At 63.5% G+C, this 18,807-nt stretch carries 17 protein-coding genes and 1 CRISPR repeat array; of the genes, 9 read left to right on the top strand and 8 right to left on the bottom strand.

Going from position 1 to position 18,807, the window contains the following annotated elements:
• Nucleotides 1-5: 5 nt before the first annotated feature.
• The 4 genes from cas4 to NO363_RS08475 all read left to right on the top strand — a co-directional run bounded on the left by cas4 (nucleotide 6) and on the right by NO363_RS08475 (nucleotide 3,900).
• Nucleotides 6-584 (top strand): CRISPR-associated protein Cas4, encoded by a 579-nt coding sequence (gene cas4 / locus NO363_RS08490; protein ID WP_256684389.1) that lies wholly within the window; start codon nucleotides 6-8, stop codon nucleotides 582-584.
• Nucleotides 585-586: 2 nt separating this feature from the next.
• Nucleotides 587-1,582, top strand: a complete 996-nt coding sequence (gene cas1b, locus NO363_RS08485; protein ID WP_256684388.1) for a type I-B CRISPR-associated endonuclease Cas1b — start codon at nucleotides 587-589, stop codon at nucleotides 1,580-1,582.
• A 1-nt stretch (nucleotide 1,583) separates the two neighbouring features.
• On the top strand, nucleotides 1,584-1,844 hold the full coding sequence (cas2, locus tag NO363_RS08480) for a CRISPR-associated endonuclease Cas2 (RefSeq protein ID WP_256684387.1): 261 nt from the start codon (nucleotides 1,584-1,586) through the stop codon (nucleotides 1,842-1,844).
• Between the two features lie 101 nt (nucleotides 1,845-1,945).
• A CRISPR array of direct repeats spans nucleotides 1,946-2,966; the repeat unit is 30 nt; unit sequence GTTTCAGACGAACCCTTGTGGGGTTGAAGC.
• Between the two features lie 73 nt (nucleotides 2,967-3,039).
• Complete coding sequence (locus tag NO363_RS08475; protein ID WP_256684385.1) at nucleotides 3,040-3,900, top strand: IS5 family transposase; 861 nt, start codon at nucleotides 3,040-3,042, stop codon at nucleotides 3,898-3,900.
• A gap of 109 nt (nucleotides 3,901-4,009) precedes the next feature.
• Here the strand turns inward: NO363_RS08475 and NO363_RS08470 are convergent, their stop codons facing one another.
• Entirely contained in the window at nucleotides 4,010-5,911 is a 1,902-nt protein-coding gene (locus tag NO363_RS08470) for a BCCT family transporter (protein ID WP_256684384.1), read from the bottom strand.
• Between the two features lie 145 nt (nucleotides 5,912-6,056).
• On the opposite strand from NO363_RS08470, the gene NO363_RS08465 reads away from it, so the two are divergent.
• Together NO363_RS08465 and NO363_RS08460 are read left to right on the top strand one after the other, a co-directional pair.
• On the top strand, nucleotides 6,057-7,295 hold the full coding sequence (locus NO363_RS08465) for an NAD-binding protein (RefSeq protein ID WP_256684383.1): 1,239 nt from the start codon (nucleotides 6,057-6,059) through the stop codon (nucleotides 7,293-7,295).
• A gap of 111 nt (nucleotides 7,296-7,406) precedes the next feature.
• On the top strand, nucleotides 7,407-7,856 hold the full coding sequence (locus tag NO363_RS08460) for a universal stress protein (protein WP_256684382.1): 450 nt from the start codon (nucleotides 7,407-7,409) through the stop codon (nucleotides 7,854-7,856).
• A gap of 43 nt (nucleotides 7,857-7,899) precedes the next feature.
• Here NO363_RS08460 and NO363_RS08455 read toward each other — a convergent pair whose 3' ends face one another.
• The 5 genes from NO363_RS08455 to NO363_RS08435 form a co-directional block, all read right to left on the bottom strand.
• Nucleotides 7,900-8,142, bottom strand: coding sequence for a hypothetical protein (locus tag NO363_RS08455; protein WP_256684380.1), 243 nt, complete (start codon nucleotides 8,140-8,142; stop codon nucleotides 7,900-7,902).
• Between the two features lie 65 nt (nucleotides 8,143-8,207).
• Nucleotides 8,208-8,357, bottom strand: coding sequence for a hypothetical protein (locus NO363_RS08450; protein ID WP_256684378.1), 150 nt, complete (start codon nucleotides 8,355-8,357; stop codon nucleotides 8,208-8,210).
• Between the two features lie 67 nt (nucleotides 8,358-8,424).
• On the bottom strand, nucleotides 8,425-8,841 hold the full coding sequence (locus NO363_RS08445) for a transposase (RefSeq protein ID WP_256684376.1): 417 nt from the start codon (nucleotides 8,839-8,841) through the stop codon (nucleotides 8,425-8,427).
• 100 nt (nucleotides 8,842-8,941) lie between these two features.
• Nucleotides 8,942-10,726, bottom strand: a complete 1,785-nt coding sequence (locus NO363_RS08440) for a BCCT family transporter (protein WP_256684374.1) — start codon at nucleotides 10,724-10,726, stop codon at nucleotides 8,942-8,944.
• A 443-nt stretch (nucleotides 10,727-11,169) separates the two neighbouring features.
• The gene (locus NO363_RS08435) at nucleotides 11,170-11,814 is read right to left on the bottom strand and encodes a helix-turn-helix domain-containing protein (RefSeq protein WP_256684372.1); all 645 of its coding nucleotides are present in this window, start codon (nucleotides 11,812-11,814) and stop codon (nucleotides 11,170-11,172) included.
• A 275-nt stretch (nucleotides 11,815-12,089) separates the two neighbouring features.
• Between NO363_RS08435 and NO363_RS08430 the strand changes: the two genes are divergently transcribed.
• Nucleotides 12,090-13,103: an ATP-binding cassette domain-containing protein gene (locus NO363_RS08430; protein WP_256684370.1), complete on the top strand. Its 1,014-nt coding sequence runs from the start codon at nucleotides 12,090-12,092 to the stop codon at nucleotides 13,101-13,103.
• The gene (locus NO363_RS08425) at nucleotides 13,100-13,870 is read left to right on the top strand and encodes an ABC transporter permease (RefSeq protein WP_256684368.1); all 771 of its coding nucleotides are present in this window, start codon (nucleotides 13,100-13,102) and stop codon (nucleotides 13,868-13,870) included. Before NO363_RS08430 ends, NO363_RS08425 begins: the two co-directional genes overlap by 4 nt.
• Before the next feature lie 77 nt (nucleotides 13,871-13,947).
• Here NO363_RS08425 and NO363_RS08420 read toward each other — a convergent pair whose 3' ends face one another.
• Nucleotides 13,948-15,858: an ABC transporter ATP-binding protein gene (locus NO363_RS08420; RefSeq protein WP_256684366.1), complete on the bottom strand. Its 1,911-nt coding sequence runs from the start codon at nucleotides 15,856-15,858 to the stop codon at nucleotides 13,948-13,950.
• Between the two features lie 229 nt (nucleotides 15,859-16,087).
• On the opposite strand from NO363_RS08420, the gene NO363_RS08415 reads away from it, so the two are divergent.
• On the top strand, nucleotides 16,088-16,513 hold the full coding sequence (locus NO363_RS08415) for a helix-turn-helix domain-containing protein (RefSeq protein WP_256684364.1): 426 nt from the start codon (nucleotides 16,088-16,090) through the stop codon (nucleotides 16,511-16,513).
• A gap of 230 nt (nucleotides 16,514-16,743) precedes the next feature.
• Here the strand turns inward: NO363_RS08415 and NO363_RS08410 are convergent, their stop codons facing one another.
• Nucleotides 16,744-18,696, bottom strand: a complete 1,953-nt coding sequence (locus NO363_RS08410; protein ID WP_256684362.1) for an archaea-specific SMC-related protein — start codon at nucleotides 18,694-18,696, stop codon at nucleotides 16,744-16,746.
• Between the last annotated feature and the right edge of the window lie 111 nt (nucleotides 18,697-18,807).

Here is an 18,807-nt window from a genome sequence, read left to right as displayed (position 1 = left end):
CGAATATGAGCGATAACTCGATTGAGACTGGCGAGGACGAGAGCGACCTCATTCAGGAGTTCATCGAGCGCGAGCAATCGCCCCACCGTGACCCGCTCGTCCGCGTTACCGGCCTCATGGTCCAGTACTACCACGTCTGCAAGCGCGAACTCTGGTTTTCATCACGTGGTATCGACATCGACCGCGATGCGGCGAACATCCGGCGAGGGACGCATATCGACGAGACGAGCTACCGCGACAAGCGCAAATCGTTCCAGATCAACGGGCGAATCGCACTCGACGTGCTCGACTCCGGCGAGGTGATGGAGGTGAAGGCGTCCTCGACGCTCGAAACGCCGGCCCGGATGCAGCTGTTGTACTACCTCTGGTATCTCGACCGGATTCTCGATATCGAGCGCGACGGCGTGCTGGCGTATCCAGCCGAACGGAAACGCGAGGACGTGACACTGACCGAGGAGAACGCTGCGGCAGTCGAGGAGACCATCGGTGGTATCGTTGAGGTCGTGGAGGCCGACGCGCCGCCGGAATTGGAGAAGAAATCGTACTGCGATGCCTGCCTGTATCAGGACATCTGCTGGTTGTAATCATGCCCAAGGACAATCATCACGTCTTCGCCGATGGCGATCTCTCGCGCAGCGAGGGAACGCTCAGAATCGACACCCTCGATGGTGAAACAAAGCATCTTCCCGTCGAAAGCGTCGGGACGCTGTACCTCCACGGACAGATCACGTTCAACACGCGGGCGCTCGGCCTGCTCAACGAGCACGGCGTGCCGGTTCACGTCTTCGGTTGGAAGGACCACTATCGCGGATCGTACCTTCCAAAGCGCGACCATCTCTCGGGCAACACCGTCGTCGAGCAGGTTCGAGCGTACGACGACGCTGAGCGACGTCTCGGCATCGCACGATCGCTGATCGCCGCCAGTATCCACAACATGCGCGCGAACCTCGTCTACTACGATTCGCGTGGACGCTCGTTCGAGGATGCACTCGACCGGCTCGCCGACCTGAAGACCGAGGCCACCGAATGCGAGGATGTCGACACGCTGCGTGGCGTCGAGGCGACGGCTCGAAAGACGTACTACAGCTGTTTCGACGAGATACTGCGCGAACCGTTCACGCTCGGGCGACGAGAGTACAACCCGCCGACCAACGAGACGAACGCGCTCATCTCCTTTCTCAACTCGATGGTCTATACCACCTCGGTTTCCGCGATCAGGAAGACCGCACTCGATCCCACCGTCGGGTTCATGCACGAACCCGGCGAGCGCCGGTTCACCCTCTCGCTCGATATCGCGGATATCTACAAGCCTATCCTCGCCGATCGGGTGTTGTTCCGGCTGGTGAACCGCCAGCAACTGGGGCTGGACGACTTCGAGACCGATCTCGACGGCTGTCTCCTCACCGAGGACGGACGATTGACCGTGCTTGGGGAATACGAGGACACGCTTGATCGCACGGTCGAGCACCCTCGACTCAAGCGGAAGGTCAGCTACAAGACGCTCGTCCAGACCGACGTGTACAGCCTGAAAAAGCACATCCTGACGGGCGAGCCGTATCGTCCGACCGAGCGGTGGTGGTAGCGTGTTCGTCCTCGTGACCTACGACGTGCCAGCAGAACGGACGCACGTCTATCGAAAGCTCCTCCGAAAACGACTCGAACATCTCCAGCAGTCAGTGTTTCACGGTGACATCACCGAAGGACAACTCGTCGGGATCAAACAGGAGATCGATGCCGTTCTCATTCCCGAGGACTCCGTGTACATCTTTGAAGCTGATGTCTCAGCCGCCGTCGAGTGTACGGTTCTGGGTGATAGCGACGAGCCGGGCAGCCGATTTACCTGATTATCCATCGACCCCCCGATCGTTTACCGAAATCGATAGTCGACGGAAACACTAAGTCAACAGCGGTCAATAGCGGCTCTGTGTCCCGTATTTCGGCACATGTTTCAGACGAACCCTTGTGGGGTTGAAGCAAAAACTCCACGACGACGCTGGGATGCGATTTTCGCGTTTCAGACGAACCCTTGTGGGGTTGAAGCGGCGTCAGCCAGCCCGCCGAAGTGTGGTCGTCGGTGTTTCAGACGAACCCTTGTGGGGTTGAAGCCCCCGCAGCCCGCTGTCAAACTTCACATCGTCCTGAGTTTCAGACGAACCCTTGTGGGGTTGAAGCGACCGTCGCGCGACGTTCGTGTCGGACGGCACCGGTTTCAGACGAACCCTTGTGGGGTTGAAGCAGATCGTCGAGATGTTTGCGCGTGCCGATCATGGCCTGGTTTCAGACGAACCCTTGTGGGGTTGAAGCGTGTCGATGAGCGTGTGCTTGCGCTCCTCGTGGCCGGTTTCAGACGAACCCTTGTGGGGTTGAAGCCATCTGCTCGCCGCTGGCCTCGCGGATGAGCTGTGTCGTTTCAGACGAACCCTTGTGGGGTTGAAGCGATGTGAGCGGTTCGCGGCCATACGATGCGTATCGTTTCAGACGAACCCTTGTGGGGTTGAAGCAGGCAAACTCCACCGGGTCGATGCTCTCGACGGTCGCGTTTCAGACGAACCCTTGTGGGGTTGAAGCGACCAGGGGCAGATCGTTGTCAACCGGAAGGGCAAAGTTTCAGACGAACCCTTGTGGGGTTGAAGCGAACGGTCTGACTGTCGCGCCGCTCACCGGCGACCACGGTTTCAGACGAACCCTTGTGGGGTTGAAGCACGTTCGCGGCCGGCGAGACCGACGTCGCCGGCGAGTTTCAGACGAACCCTTGTGGGGTTGAAGCGCGGCTCCGTGGTGTACGAAGCCTTGAGGTGGCCCGTGTTTCAGACGACTCCTTGTGGGGTTGAAGCCTCTTTGAACGGAGTTTCAAGTTTATCAAGACCGAGGTTTCAGACGAACCCTTGTGGGGTTGAAGCGGCTCCTCCACGACGGGCGTGCCGTGGTATCGCGAGGTTTCAGACGAACCCTTGTGGGGTTGAAGGGCCGTGTTTAATCGCTAGACAACGTCGGATCAGGTCGCCAGAGTGACGGAGTTGAAGCGGAAGACGGCGAAGTATGTCAACGCAAATCTTCCGCTTCACCGAACGTGTTGTCTTCGCCGTCAAAAGGGTTGCCGATGATTGGGACGAACCCGCCGCCCCGGAAGGTGGCGGCGGGTTCACCGATGCAGCGATGATATCCATCCACTGTCTCCGGATTTATCTCGATACAACCTACCGGATGACGATCGATGTGTTGACGGAAATGCCACGAATATCGCGGGAGATCGGCCTTGAGCCGGCCGATCTCCCGCATCCATCGACGTTATGTCTCGCTTTCGATAGAATTGAGATGGCGGTCTGTCGAACACTTCTCCAGCAGTCTGCGCAGTTTCATAACACTGGGCCGATCGGAGCGATCGACGCTACGTTCTTCGAGCGCTCGCCTGCGAGCCGCTCGTACTGCAACAAGACGAAATACGAGGTACAGGGCCTCAAAGCCACGAAACTTGTCGATGCAGAAACAAACGTCATCCTCGATTTGCACTGTACGACCACCAGAGAAGGAAGTGACGCCGACATCTGCATGCAACTCGCCCGCCGGCAGGCGGACGAGTTGCAGATCCTCACTGCTGACAAAGGCTACGACTGCACGTGGCTGCGTGAGTACCTCCGTGAGGATCTTGACCTCCGACCGTTGATCAAGCACTGCATCAACAAGCCCTACGATCACGCCCACAACGCCCGAATTGACGACGATCTCTACCACCAGCGCTCCATGTCAGAAACCGTCTTCTCCTCGGTCAAGCGCTCGCTGGGCGTCGCCCTGCGAGCGCGGACATGGTATCGAGAATTTCGTGAGATCGCGTTGATGTGTGCGGTGTACAACATCAAGCAGGCCGCAAAACAGGAAATTCCACTTCCGTCATGCGATTAAACACGGCCGGTTGAAGCGACAAGCTCCAAATCACGGTCGGCGGCAACTCACTCGGTTTCAGACGAACCCTCGTGGGGTTGAACCCGACTGACATGCGATACAATGGACGTCACTTCTCGCGCCGGAGCACTTCGCTCGGTCCACCGATCCCGTGATCGCCGACGGGCGAGCGGGCCTTGTCGAGCAGCGACGGATGGCCGCTCTCGTCGCGGCGGAAGGCGACGGTCAGACCGATCAGTGCGACCACCGACAGCACGGCGAACGGACCGCCGGTCAGCACCGCGACGGTTTTGAGAGCGTTGCCGCCACCGACGAGCAGTACGGCCACGGCGACGATCCCTTGGAGAACGCCCCAGAAGACGATCGAGCCGGTCGTGGGTGCGACGTCGGGCTTGGTCGCGAGAATCGAGACGACGAGCGTCGAGGTGTCCGCGGAGGTGACGATGAAGACGATGATGAGCGCGAGAAAGACGAACAGCAGCAGTTGGCCGAGCGGGAGCGCCGCGAGCAGCGGGAAGCCGGCGACGGCCTCGGAGCCGCCCGCGCGCTCGATGGTGGCGAGGATGTCGACGGTGCCCGATCGCTGGAGCGACAGCGACGTGCTGCCGAGCAGGACGAACCAGACGACCGTCGCGAGCGAGGTGGCGACGCCGCCCGTGAGGACTACCGTTCGGACTCGCCGCCCCTTCGAGAGCGCTGCGAGGAACAGTCCGGCAAAGGGTGCCCACGAGAACCACCACGACCAGTTCCAGACCGTCCACTCGGCGACCCAGTCGGCGGCGATAAACCCGTTACCGAGATAGAGACTCATCGGGACGAACTCGGCGACGTACGTTCCGACGGCGGCGAGCCCGGTATCGACCATCGCCGATCGTGGACCGACGCCGACCAGCAGCGCCGCGAAGACCACGAAGAGCACAACGGTGACGCCCGCGAGCCGCCGAATGCCACGTTCGACGCCGCTTTCGGCCGAGACGACGGTGATGATCGTCAGTCCGGCGACAAACAGGACGGGGCCGAGCGCACCATAGGTAACGCCCCACTGGTAGTTGCTGCCCGCGAGGAACTGCTGGCCGACGAGCGCGACGGAGGTGGCGACGCCGCCGATCGTCGCGAACACCGCGAGGACGTCCACGAGTTTGGCCCAGTAGCCGTCGAGCCCATCGACCCCGAGAAACGGCGTCAGGATCGTCGAGACACGCAGCGGTGCGCCCCGCTGGTAGGCGAAGTACGCGATCGGTACGCCAATGACGAGGTAGGCGCTCCAGGCCGAGAAGCCGTAGTGAAAGAGCGCGTAGGCGAGTCCACCGACCGCAGCGCCGCCGGATCGCGCCGGTACGTCGACGAACGGCGGCGGTGCCCGGTAGTGAAAGAGTGCCTCGGCGGGTCCCCAGAAGACGATGCCCGCGGCGATACCCGCGGTGAAGAACATGGCGAAGTACGTCGGGTAGGTGTACGTCGGGTTCGCGTCCGGGCCGCCGAGTCTGACCTCGCCCCAAGGGCCGACGAGCAGGTAGAGACAGTAGCAGACCGCGAGGAACATCGCTCCGAGGAACAGCGCGCCGAACTCGTGGAGCAGGATGCCCTCGACGGCACCGACGACGGCCTGCATCTCCGTCGGGACGGCGAACCAGGCCACGAAGAAGAGCACGAACGCCGTCACCGGCACGCCGAACGTGATCGGATCCTGTTGGGAGAGAAATCCCTGGACCCGTGTGAACAGTCCTCTCGCCGTGTCGCCCCAGCCGGACCGACGGACCCGGAGCAGGTACGGCGTTCGCGAGCCCGCGTCGCCGTCGCTCCCGTCGTCGAGCGGGAGCAAGGCGAGGTAGGCCAGTCCGGAGCCGAAAAACAGCAGCGAGACGACGAGCCAGCTCTCGCCGGCGACGACCGAGCCGACGAACGACGGGAAGAAAAAGCCCGCAGCAACGATCGCGCCCGAGAGCACACACAGCGGGACCAGCAGCCGCCGGACGGCCGCCTCCACCGCACCGCCATCATGAATGCTCATACCTCACATGGTGGCGACAAGCACGCATAATCCTGTCGCCGTATCGGGTAGGACGCGAGCGACGCGTTTCCGGTAGATCGCTGTTCCGTGGATCGATGCTGACAGCGCGGGAGTTTTTATGTATCGCCGACCACTCGTCTGTGGGATGGCGAGCGATTCCCCCGAAACGGAGCTCGACTCGGCGCTCCGCGAGCTGTTCTATCGGAGCGATCGGGTGCCGTTCATCCACTGGCGGCGATTCTCGGGGGCGAAAACCGCAGTTCTGTTGGTCGGCACCGTCGCCGTTCTCGCGTTCGTCACTGGCCTCTCCCATCTCAGCAAGGGGGCGGCGGCGTTCGACGGGCCGCTCGCGCCGCTGTTTCCCGCCGGGGTGGCCGAGGTGGTGTTGCTCTCGGGGCTGCTCCTCGCGTTCGTCCTCGGCGGCGTCGCGGTCGGATTGCAGCGTCGCAAGCGGCTCGCGTGGTATGGCGCACTGGTCGTGCTCCCGCTGTCGTCGCTGGTGGCGCTGGTGACGGCGGAGCCGACTGATGCACTCCTGTTCGTGCTGCCGCTCCTCACGTTGCCGATCGTCGTTCGCAACCGCTACGCGTTCGATCGACGGATCGAGCTCTCGGCGTTTCAGACCGCCGCCATTGTCGCGTTCGTCGCGGGCCAGCTGTACGGCACGCTCGGTGCGTACGCGCTTCGCCGGCAGTTCGATGGCATCGAGACGTTGATCGACGCCCTCTACTACGTCGTCGTCACAGGGACGACGGTCGGCTACGGCGATGCGACGCCGGCGACGCAGGGGGCGAAACTGTTTACGGTCTCGGCGATCATCATCGGGGCGGGCACGTTCGCCGTCGCGTCGGGCTCGCTCGTCGTCCCGGCGCTCGAATCACGGCTGAGTGCCGCGTTCGGAACCATGACCGCAACGGAGCTCTCGCTGCTCGACGATCACGTGCTGGTGCTCGGCTACGGCGACCTCACCGAATCGCTGCTCGACGAGCTGGTGGCGACGAGCGATGTCGTCGTGGTGACCCCGGAGACGGAAACGGCCGCCGAACTCGACGAGATGGATGTCAACGTACTGACGGCAGACCCGACCGACGAGCAGTCGCTGCTCGACGCCGGTATCGAGACGGCCAGCGGCGTCGTCGCTGCGACGAACGACGACGCACAGGACACGCTCGCGGTACTCGCCGCCCGCCAGGCCAATCCCGAGATCCGGGTCGTCGCGGTCGCAAGCGACCATCGCCACGCCGACAAACTCGAACGCGTCGGTGCTGACGACGTGATCAGTCCCTCAGTCATCGTTGGCCGCCGACTCGGGCGTTCGGTCCGTGGCGAGAGCGTGGATGACGACGCGGCGATCGCCACGGACGACGAGGCTGGGTCGACGTAACCGTCGAGACAACCGGCGACGGATCGAGCTCTGTCGTGTCGTATCGGCAGCTATTTCATGCAAAACGCTATGTGTTCCGCCGCTGAACGTCCGCGGAGAGGTGACCAAGGGATGTACGACCGGATCCTCGTCCCGACGGACGGAAGCGACGAGGCCAGGAAGGCTGCCGAACACGGTATCGAACTCGCGACCGCGCTCGGGGCGACGGTCCATACGCTGTACGTCATGGATCTCCCGGGTGTGCCACGGACCCTTTCGCTCAGGGACGACGAGGAGGAGATCCGTGAGGAGTACGAACGGTACGGCGAGCGCGTTACGAGCGAGGTCAGTGACATGGCGAGCGAGGCCGGCGTCGAGTGCGTCGCCGAACTCAGAAGCGGCACGCCACACGAGGAGATCGTCAAATACGCCGACGTCGAGGGGATCGATGCCATCGTGATGGGCACGGGCTATCAGGGTCGGCTCGGCGCGCTGCTCGGCACCATCGTCGAGAAGGTCGTCCGGACGGCGACCGTGCCGGTGATCTCGACGAAGATGACCGAGATCGAATCACGGCCGTAGCATCCGCCAGGCCGTCAGCCCTGGTCGTTCCGAACCGGTCGTCTCAGGAAAGCGCCACGTCGACCGCGTCCCTGTCGTAGCCGAGCCACACGCTGAGGAGACACGAGACGATCAGGAGCAGTGCCGGCAGCCCCAACAGGAGCGTGGCGACCGCGCCGATCACCGTCAGCACGCCGGTCCAGACGAGAACGCCGATCCCGGCGAGCGTCGTGACTGTCGTGATCGCGATACCGAAGGTGAACGCCTCCGCCGCGGCGGGGCCCGGTGTGTGACGTATGGCGGACATCGTCCGAAGCTACGAACAAGGGTAGTATGAATGGCACGATCGCGCTCGCCATCGTCCGGTGACAGCTACACCCACCGTTCCCTGAAGTAGATGATGATGCTCGCGCTCAGAAACAGTCCACCGGCCAGTCCGAACTTCCCGGCGGTCATGAGGACCATTGCACCCACCATCGCCGCGACCGCCGCGATCGCCAACACCGCCGCGAGTACGTTCATCGTCGCTGATCGTCGGTGGCCGGCCGGGTAAACCTTCCTCGATCCGTCCGGATCGTTCCGCGGGCCATCAGAAATGTTCGTACTCCCAGTGGTAGCGACAGCGCTCACACGTCGCCCATTCGGGCACGTCGACCGCGTTCGGATGGCGGTTGCCGTGTTCCATTCGCGTGCGACAGACGGGACACTGGAGATAGAGTAGTTCCAGGGCGGCGAACTCCTCGGCGTCGAACTCGCCGACACACCGTGGGCAGTCGATCGTCTCGATCGAGCGTGACTGGCGGATCTCGCTATCACATCGTGGGCAGTTCACCACGGCGGGCGGTCGGTTCGCCCAGCCGATGTCGCCGTCGACCGTCGTGGTCTGGGCTTCGGGGATCGACAGCGTGAAGTTCTTCAGCTCGTCGTCGGCTCGAAGCGGCTCGATCAGCTGATGGCCGATCCATCTGACCGTATCGACGGCGGTTCGTGCGATGTCCCTGGCCATTGTCGCTGCTAGACGTACGGTAGCATGAACCAATAGGTTGACGTTCGAGGCGAATCGTGTGAGTGGGTTGGCTCCGCGAAATGGCATGAATCGGTGGTGTTCAGTCGTCCGTCGTCGTGTCACTGCTGTCCGAGATATCCGTCACGACGTCGCCACCGGAGGAGTCCACCGCGACGTCCTCGCGATCGCTGATCTCCTCGATATGGCCCCTGAACTCCTCCGATTCCAGGATCTCGTACTCGTTTCTGAGCCCGAGATAAACCGTGTAGCACATCAACAGCAGGATGACCGTGAAGGGGAGGGCGGTCGAGATGGCTGCCGCCTGCAACGCCGTCAGACCGCCACCCCAGAGCAACACTGCCGCGACGACGCCTTCGAGGCTCGCCCAGAACACGCGCTGGGTTCGGGGCACGTCGTGTTTGCCGCCCGAGGTCAGGTGGTCGATCACTAGCGAACCCGAGTCCGACGACGTGACGAAGAACGTGATCACGAGCAACGTGGCGAGCAAGCCGCTCACGGCTCCGAGCGGGAACTGCTCCAGTAGCGAGAACATGGCGACGGTCTGGCCGAGTTCGTTGTAGGCCGCGAGCGCCTGTCCGTTGCCGTACAGCGAGTTGAACAGCGCGCTCCCGCCGAACGCCGAGAGCCAGACGGCAGAGAACAGCGTCGGCAGGACGAGCACGCCCACTACGAACTCCCGGACCGTGCGGCCCTTCGAGATGCGGGCGATGAACATCCCGACGAACGGCGACCACGCGATCCACCAGCCCCAGTAGAAGACGGTCCAGTCGCCAACGGTTGTGGCGAGCGAAGAGGCTCCCCCCGCACCGATGGCACCGGTGAAGAACGTCAGCGAGAGGAAGTTGCCGATGTACGCTCCGAGCCCCTGCGAGAACGTCCCCGCGATGTAGAGCGTCGGTCCGACGATGAGCAGGAACCCAAGCAGCGCGAACATCAGGTAGAGGTTGACCGTACTCAGGCGCTTGACGCCACCGTCGAGCCCGGCCGCGACCGACAGCACCGCGATGGCGGTGATGCCCACGATGAGGGCGATCTGTGGCAGTGTGCCGGTGGGGACGTCCATGACTCCGAGCATGTTGCTCCCGAACACGTACGAGAGCCCGGTGTTCACCTGTGCAACGCCGAGACCGAGCGAGGTACACAGACCGAAGAGCGTGGCGAACACCGACACGAGGTCGATGACGTGACCCGGCCAGCCGTAGATGCGCTCGCCCAGCAGCGGCCAGAAGATCGACCGGAACGTCAGCGGGAGCCCGCGATTGAACGAGAAGAAGGCCAACCCGAGACCGACCAGTCCGTAGATGGCCCACGGCGAGAGCCCCCAATGGAAGATGGTCTGTGCCATCGCCGCCGCCCCCGCCGCCCCCGTCTCGGCTTCGGCACCGAAGAAGACCGGTGGGCTACCGAAGTAGAGCATCGGTTCGGCGACGCTGTAAAACATGAGCCCGATACCCATGCCGGCGCTGAACAGCATTGCCATCCAGGAGAAGGTGCTGAACTCCTTTTCGGCCTCGACGCCGCCGATCCTGATCGATCCGTACTTGCTGAACGTGAAATAGAGGATCGTGAACAGGAAGACGTTCACCGCGATGATGTAGAACCAGCCGAACGTCGACTCCAGAAACGTCCTGAGGCCCACGAAGACGGTGCTGGCCTGTTCTTGCCCCATGAGGAGCGTGATCGCGATGAACAGTCCGATGAGCAGCAGCGCACCGGGGAAGACGATCGGATGGACGTCGAATCGACCCCCCAGTAACTGCTTGTTGGTATCCCCCGGCTCCCGTTCGGAGTCGGGGTGGAACAGTTCGACCTGCAGCCCCTCCGACATCTCGCCCGTCGCTTCGTCGTGTTCGGCGTCAGCCATCTTCGGTCTCCGGACGATGCTCGTGGTCGGTTCGATTCGATTCGCATCCGTGTACTGTCATCATGTTGTTGTGATCCGCTCGTCGGTGGCTGTGTTCGGTTCGATCCAGCGTGTCTCGCCGGCAGTCGAGCGGTCCGCCGACGCGGCCCACTTCCGTGACTGCCGACTACACTGTGCTATCGGATCGCATAGCTGTTCTTCGCAAGCTACCGTATAAACCTTTCCTCCCATAGCCGGCCACTATTATAATGAACGTTCGTATCAGAGCCTGCCGCCTGCATCGAAGCCGGGGCGGCCGACGGCGAATGCGTCCGTTGCGCGCTCTCTTCGAACCACCCCAATATTTATGTTACCGTGGACCGTGGTGATTTCGGTTCGTCCTGGTAGCTGCATCGATCGGTGACGATCGGGTTCGCCCTCTCCCCGGTCGTGGGTCGGTTCAGTCACTCCTCGGTGAGTGTGGTTTCGATGAGTGCAGCCGTCCCACGGCGGATGCGGCCGCCGACGGCCGTCGGCGAGATGTCGAGCTGCTCGGCCAGCTCTTCGAGCGAGCTCGTGCGCGGCTCCTCGAAGTAGCCCTCCTCGTAGGCCGTCACCAGCGCGTCGAGCTGCGGGTCGGTCAGCGCCGTTAGCTCCGCGTCGACCCAGGACTGGTCGCGAAACAGCCGCTGGAGCTCGAACGTGATCCCTGTTTCCTGACAGTACTCCCAGAGCTGCGAGAGCGCCTCGCGATCCTCGAACTGGAGACGGACGGTCCAGCCGGTGCCGTCGCTGGTCGCATCGCGCATCAGCCCGCCGAGTTCGATCGTCTTCGGCGATAGCAGTAGCGTCTCCGGAGTGTGTTCCAGCCGATAGACGGTCCCCGAATCGGCGTCGTTCACCTGCATCCACTCGACGACGGTGTGGTCACGCTCGATGGCCGCTTCGAACGCTTGCCCGCCGTTCTCGACGTAGAAGAAGAACAGTCCCGTGTCCGGATCCGTCACCGACTGCGACATGACGCGGATCCGTACGTCGGGACACTCACGGATCGTCGGCGACAGTGCGAGATCCTCGTGGGCGATGTGGACGATAGCGATGAGACTCATCGGTTCGCACCCGGTGGGTCGGGTCGGCCTCGGCGTACCATTCGTGTGCGTGGATAGCGGTCACACGGTAGTTAAATATGTGGGTCGCTACCACCCATCTCTCGATCGTCGAAATCGTCCAGCCAGCGGTGGTCATCCGTTCGCACCCCGAGTCGCTCTCGGCCGATGAAGGAGGCGAGGGATCGGCGAGACGACGGCCATCGACTGCGTCTCGACGCCGCAGCGGATCGAGACAACGGTCTTATGAGAACTGAACAGTCAGTTAACGACGATCGATGGATGCAATCCGAGTCGAGGGGTTGACGAAGGAGTTCGACGCGGTGACGGCGGTCGACGACCTGTCGTTCGCGGTCGAACAGGGCGAGATATTCGGGCTGCTCGGTCCGAACGGCGCGGGCAAGTCGACACTGATCAACATGCTCGTGACGCTGCTCGATTCGACGTCGGGCACCGCGCGCGTCAACGGCTACGATATCGACGACGAGACCGGCGACGTGCGCGACAGTCTCGGCATCGTCTTCCAGGAACCGGCGGTCGACGAGGAGCTGACCGGAGCCGAGAACCTCGCCTTTCACGCACGGATGTACGGCAAGCGAAAGACCGAGCGCGAGCAACGCATCCCCGAGGTGCTCGAACTCGTCGATCTCGCCGACGAGGCGGATCAACCCGTCGAGAGCTACTCGGGCGGGATGCAGCGCCGCCTCGAGATCGGCCGCGGGCTGATGCACGAGCCCGCGGTGCTCTTCCTCGACGAACCGACGACCGGGCTGGACGCGCGCACCCGCCGGGATACGTGGGAATACATCCAGCGGCTCAACGAGCAATCCGACGTGACGATCATCATCACGACCCACTATATGGACGAGGCGGATTTCCTTTGCGAGCGCGTCGCGATCATGGATCACGGCGAGATCGTCGCGGTCGACAGCCCCGAGAGCCTCAAGGACTCGCTCGGCGGCGACGTCGTCACGCTCGGCCTGGCGAACTCCTCCCGGGAACTGTTCGCCCGCCTCGACGAGCAGTCCTGGGTGCGCGAGCACACCGAGACCGAGGAGGGCGTCTCGGTCACGATGGCTCACGGCGATACGCGGGTCGCCGACCTCGTCCGCCTCGCCGATGAGGCAGGCGCGGCCATCGCCTCGGTCGACCTCCGGAAGCCAACCCTCGAAAACGTCTTCCTCTCGCTGACCGGCAGCACCATCAGCGAGCGCGAGGCGAGCGCCACCGACCGGCGTGAGGACGACAGCGAGGACCGTACGACGGCCGAGGCCGCGGAGGTCGCCGAATGAGCCTCGTCGACCCGCTCGGTATCTACGGGCTCTGGCTCCGCGACGTCAAGCGATTCCTGCGGACACCCTCACAGATCATCGGCTCGCTGACGTTCCCGCTGATGTTCCTGCTCTTTCTCGGCTTCGGCTTCAGCGGCGCGGCCATTCCCGGTCTCCCCGAAGGCGTCGACTATCTCCAGTATCTCGTCCCCGGCATCATGGGGTTCACCATGCTGCTCGGTGCCTCGTTCGCGGGGCTGGCGATCCTCTCGGACCAGGACGTCGGTTTCCTCAAGGAGATCCTCGTCGCGCCGGTGAGTCGCACCTCGATCGTGCTCGGTCGGATCGCCGGCGGCTCGACGACGGCCATCGTCCAGGCCGTCCTGATCCTCGTGCTCTCGATCCCGCTCGGCTTCGAGCTCGCGGGCTGGCTGTCGATCCCGCTGGCGGCGGTCTTCCTGCTTCTCATCGCGATCACCTTCGTCGGCTTCGGCATCGCGCTGGCCTCGCAGTTCTCCGACAGCGAGGGATTCAGCCTGATCGTCCAGTTCATCGTCTTTCCGCTCTTTTTCCTCTCGGGCGCGATCTACCCCATCGAGGGGCTTCCCGGCCCGGTGCAGTATCTCGCGCTGATCAACCCTCTGACCTACGGCGTCGACGGGCTTCGGGCCGCGCTGGTCGGTGCCTCGACGTACTCGCCGCTGCTCGATTTCGGCGCGCTCGTCGTCTCCTCGATCGTGATGGTCTCGGTCGGTGCGTATCTGTTCGAGCGCGTCGAGACCGTCTGAACCGACCGAACGACACTTTCTTCCCGCCGTCTCGAACGAGGCGGTGGGCTGCCGTTGTACCCCTCCTCTTTCCGCTCTCAGTCGTCGTCCGCTTCGACGACCCGCTCGGGCGTCCGCTCGGACTGTGCCTGCCAGAGCTCGGTGTAGGCGCTGTCGGCCGCGAGCAGCTCCTCGTGGCTTCCGCGTTCGGTGATGGCCCCGTCCTCGATCACGACGATGCGGTCGGCGTCCCGGATCGTCGAGAGCCGGTGGGCGATGACGAACGCCGTCCGGTCGGCGGTGAGCCGTGCGAGACTCTCCTGGATCCGCTCTTCGGTCTCGGTGTCGACGTCGGAGGTGGCCTCGTCGAGGACGATGATCGCGGGATCGTTGAGCAACGCACGAGCGATGGCGAGGCGCTGGCGCTGGCCGCCCGAGAGCTTCACGCCCCGCTCGCCGATCTGTGTGTCGTAGCCCTCTGGCAGATCGCTGACGAACTCGTGGGCCTCGGCGGCCCTCGCGGCCGCACGCACGCGCTCGTCGAGCCCCGCACCGTCCATCGTCCGTTCGAGCGCCCCGTCGGTGCCGTACGCGATGTTCTCGGCCACCGTTCCCGAGAACAGGTACGGGTTCTGCTCGACGATCCCGACCGCCTCGCGCAGCGCTTCCAGATCGTACTCGCGGACGTCGGTGTTATCGACGCGCACCGCGCCCCCGTCGACGTCGTAGAACCGGGGGATGAGTTTCAGCAGCGTCGATTTGCCCGCGCCGGTGGCACCGACGAGCCCGATCGTCTCACCGGGGTCAACGTCGAGCGAGAGCCCGTCGATGACCGGCTCGCCGTCGTCGTAGCCGAAAGTGACGTCGTCGAAGTTCACCGCGCCGTCGACGTGCTCGGGGACGTGACCGTCCGCGGGCGAGGTGATCGCGGGTTCGTGACTCAGCACGCCGAAGACGCGCTCGGCGCTCGATTTGGCGAGCTGGTACTTGTTGGCCGTCTTGCCGATCCGGCGCATCGGCGAGTAGAGCCGTCTGATGTAGAGGAAGACGCCGGCGAACGCGCCGACGGAGATCGCACCGGGAGCGCCCACGATGACGTCGCGCCCGCCGACGTAGAGCACGGCGACGAACACGACGCCGGTGAGCACGCGGAGCGCGGAGAAGAACGCACGACGGATCTTGATCGCACCCACCTGCTCGTCGTGGTAGCGCTCGCTCTGTGCGGCGACGCGCCCGCGCTCGAACTCGTAACGGTTGAACGATTTGATCACCGGCGCACCGCCCAGGTTGTTCTCCAGGCGGGTGTTGAGCCGCGCGACCGTCTCGCGGATCGCGCGGTAGCGCGGTTCGACCCAGCGGAGGAAGGCACCGCTCGCGATCCCGATGAGGGGGACGGGCGCGAGCGCGATGAGTGCCAGCGTCGGCGACTGGATGAAGAGGATGGTCCCGATCCCGCCGACGACGGCGATCACGCGGATGATCTGGCGGAGCTCGGTGTTGAGAAACCGTTCCAACCTGTTGATGTCGCTGTTGAGGATCGACAGCATCCCGCCCGTCTGATGGTTGGCGAAAAAGCCCATCGAGAGGTGTTGCATGTGGTCGTAGGCGTCGTTGCGGAGGTCGCGCTGGATCTTCTGGGCCATCGACTGGAGCAGGTAGCGCGAGACGAACCGCGTCACCGACCGAATCAGATAAGCGAGCGCCGCGATGGCGACCAGCCGTTCGAGGAGCGCGAGCCGTGCCGCCTGCCCGGTGATGGTCCCGCCCGGCAGTAGCCCAGCCTGTACCAGCAGTCCCGATCCGCCGGCCGAACTGTCGATGAGGTTGATCGCCGCGGCGACGATCAGCGGCGGGACGAGCCGTGCGAACCGTGTCAGCAGCGAGGCACCCACGCCGACGCTCAGGCGCTTCCAGTAGGGGATCGCATACCGAAGGAGACCGACCATTGGATTGCCCGTGACCTCGTCACGGATCTCCTCGAACCCCCCGAGTTCCTCCTCCGACGACATTGTCGACACCAGCGGACGAACGCTCAAGAGGCCGTTCATTCGACATGACCTCGTTCCCTCGATCGCTGCTCGCTCCGTCGCCAGGATAGTGGCAAATACCCACGATTCCATCCGACCGCTCACTGCCGACTCGCACCAGAGAGTGTGATAGGAACAAGAAACTTTCCACTCGATATCAGAAACGAACAAAAGTACATGGATTTTTGTCGTCCGCGGCGTCATCGCCCACATGGACAAGCTCGCCGACGTCGATATCGAGGCGTTGCAGGCCGCTCTCGCGGACGCTTCGGGGACGAAGGCCGTGAAACGGTTGATGGTCGCGCTCGCGTACGCCGACGGCGTCAGCGTCGAAACCGTGAGCGCGCGCTACGATATCCCGCGTGCGACCGTCTACTCCTGGCTCGACCGGTTCGAACAGCAGTCGATCGCCGAGGCGATCACGGACGACTCCCGACCGGGACGCCCGGCGAAACTCGATCGCTCGCAACGACGGCAGCTGGCGGCCGATCTGGCCCGATCACCCGCCGAACTGGGCTACGATTCGGCCGAATGGACGCCCGAACGGGTACGGAATCACATCGAACAGAAGTACGACATCAGCTACTCGCTGGGCCACGTCCGTCGATTGTTGCAGGAATCCTCGGCTGGAACATGAACGGCCAGTCGTCTCGGTGCCGTTCTACTTCTCCTTTCTTGTTTGTGGAGTCAGAACGGTCAATATTATAGTTACTTCTATTTAGAGCGCGATACGATCGTTCGTGTTTTCACAGGTGTTCGGTGCTGTTCGCTTCATCATCGTCGATCGTCAGCAGCGATTCATCACAGTCGCCGATAGTGTGCACGATCGTAGGAGCGTTTTCCCGATTCGAGACTCGATGATCGACGTCAGATCTCGGTCACGCGCTCGTAGTCGTCGTCGAGGGCGGCGGCGTCGTCGGGGAGGAGCGCGACAACGAGATAGTCGGGATATTCGGCGAAGTAGTCGACGAGCCGGGCGATGCGGTCCGAATCCACTGCTTCGAGCGAGTCGAGCAGCATCACCGGCACGGTCTCGTGGAGGTCGTGGACGAGATAGCCCGCGAGCGCGAACACCAGTCCCGTGACCTCGCGCTCGCTCTCAGAGAGGTGGTCGATCGTGTCCTCGTAGGCGGTCCCCGACTGCGTGGTGCGCACGACGTGGAGCTCGAAGACGCTTTTGTCGACCTTCCGACGGCCCTCGCGGACGGTCTGCTCGACGCGCTCGATCCAGATCCGCTCGATGTTCTCGTAGTCGAGCAGATCGAGCACGGTCGCCATGTGGTCGTTGAACCCCTCCACGGCCTCGGTCTCGATGCGTTCGATGCGCGTGCGTAGCTCTTCGAGCTCTTCTTGGGCGTCGGCGCGCCGATCTTCGAGCTGATCGCGCTCGTCGAGGCGCTCCTCGACGTCGGCGATCTCCGCGACGACCTCCTCACGATCGCCTTCGAGGCGGCCGACCTCGAATTCGAGTTGGTTGGCCTCCTTGTGCAGATCGAGCAGTTCGGTGTACTCCTCGTTTTCGAGCTGCTCGACCTCGGCTTCGAGGGTTTCGATCTCGTCGGTCAGCGCGTCGCGCTCGGCGGCGAGATCGTCGAGGGTGGTCTCGTGGTCGTCGAGTTCGCCCTCGATCCGGTCGAGGCGTCGTTCGAGCCGATCGCGCTGCTGTTGTTTCTCGTCGAGCGCGTTCCGGTCGGCGACGAGCTCGTCGAGTTGCTCACGGACGTCGTTGACGTCGTCGAGGGTCTCCTGGCGGAGGCTGCGCAGGCGATCGAGTGTGGCCTCGATCTCGTTGGTCTCGACGTCGCTGCCGCAGGTCCAGCAGGTGACGGCCTCGTCGGCGACCAGCTGATCGGTGACCGAATCGTCCCCGCCAGGTGACCCCTCGTTGAGGGAATCGAGGCGGCCAACGTCGTCGCCATCGAGCATGTCCTCGTTGAACTGGACGATGCTCTGGAGTTCGGAGAGTTCGCTTTCAAGGCTGCTCTCGCGCTCGCGCAACCGTTCGATCTCGGCGTCGAGTTCGCTTCGCTCGCCGGCGGGCGCGTCGGGGAGTTCGTCGTAGTCGGCTTCGAGCTCGGCGCGTTCGTCGTGGAGGGCGTCGACGCTCTCCTCGTGGGTGTCGATGTCGTAGCGGACGTCTTCGAGCTCCGAACGTGTCCGGCGTAGTTCGTCGAGCGTGTCTTCGAGCTCGGCTTTCTCCTCGCGGGTTTCGTCGACGTCGCGATCGGCGTCGTCGAGTTCGGCCTCCTTCGCTTCGAGTGCGTCACGCTTCTCCGCGATCTGTTCGTCGAGGCGGCGACGCTTCGCTTCGAGGTCTGGGAGATCGTCTTGGAGTGTGTCGAGTTCGTCCAGTTGATCGTCGAGTTCGCGGCGGCGGTCCTCCAGTTCGCTGATCTCGGTGCGGATGACGTCGGTGTCGATCGGGCGCATGATGAGATCGCGGAGGTCATCGCTGCGGGCGACCGCGCGGCGGGCTTCGTTCGATTCGAGGAGGAAGGCGAACAGGTCGGCGACGGTCGGATCGTCGAGGTAGGGCTCGCCGCCGGTGGCAACGACGCCGTTCTCGCGCGTGAGCGTGCGCGTGTACGTGTCGTCGCCAATCGAGAGCTCGACGGTCCCTTCGTCGGCGTCACCTTTGAGCGAGACGCTGTCACTACCGAGCCCGGCCATCACGGCCTGAAGCAGCGACGTGCGATTGGTGGCGTTGCGGCCGGTGAGAACGGTCACGCCCGCGGCGGTTTCGACGTCGGTACGGTCGATACCGCCGACGTTCTCGACGTGGATATGAATGTCCCGTTCAGCGAGTTCTTCGGCACTCATTGGTCGAGTTCGTAACGCCATGTATAAAAAAGTGACTGCCGACGGCTGCAACCGTGGGATCGTGGTCGGAGCAACACGCGCCGTGCCGGCGTTCTGCCCATCCGACGATTC

It is taken from the genome of Halococcus qingdaonensis (assembly GCF_024508235.1).
GTDB lineage: Archaea > Halobacteriota > Halobacteria > Halobacteriales > Halococcaceae > Halococcus > Halococcus qingdaonensis.
This window is presented reverse-complemented; position numbering and strand designations above follow the sequence as displayed.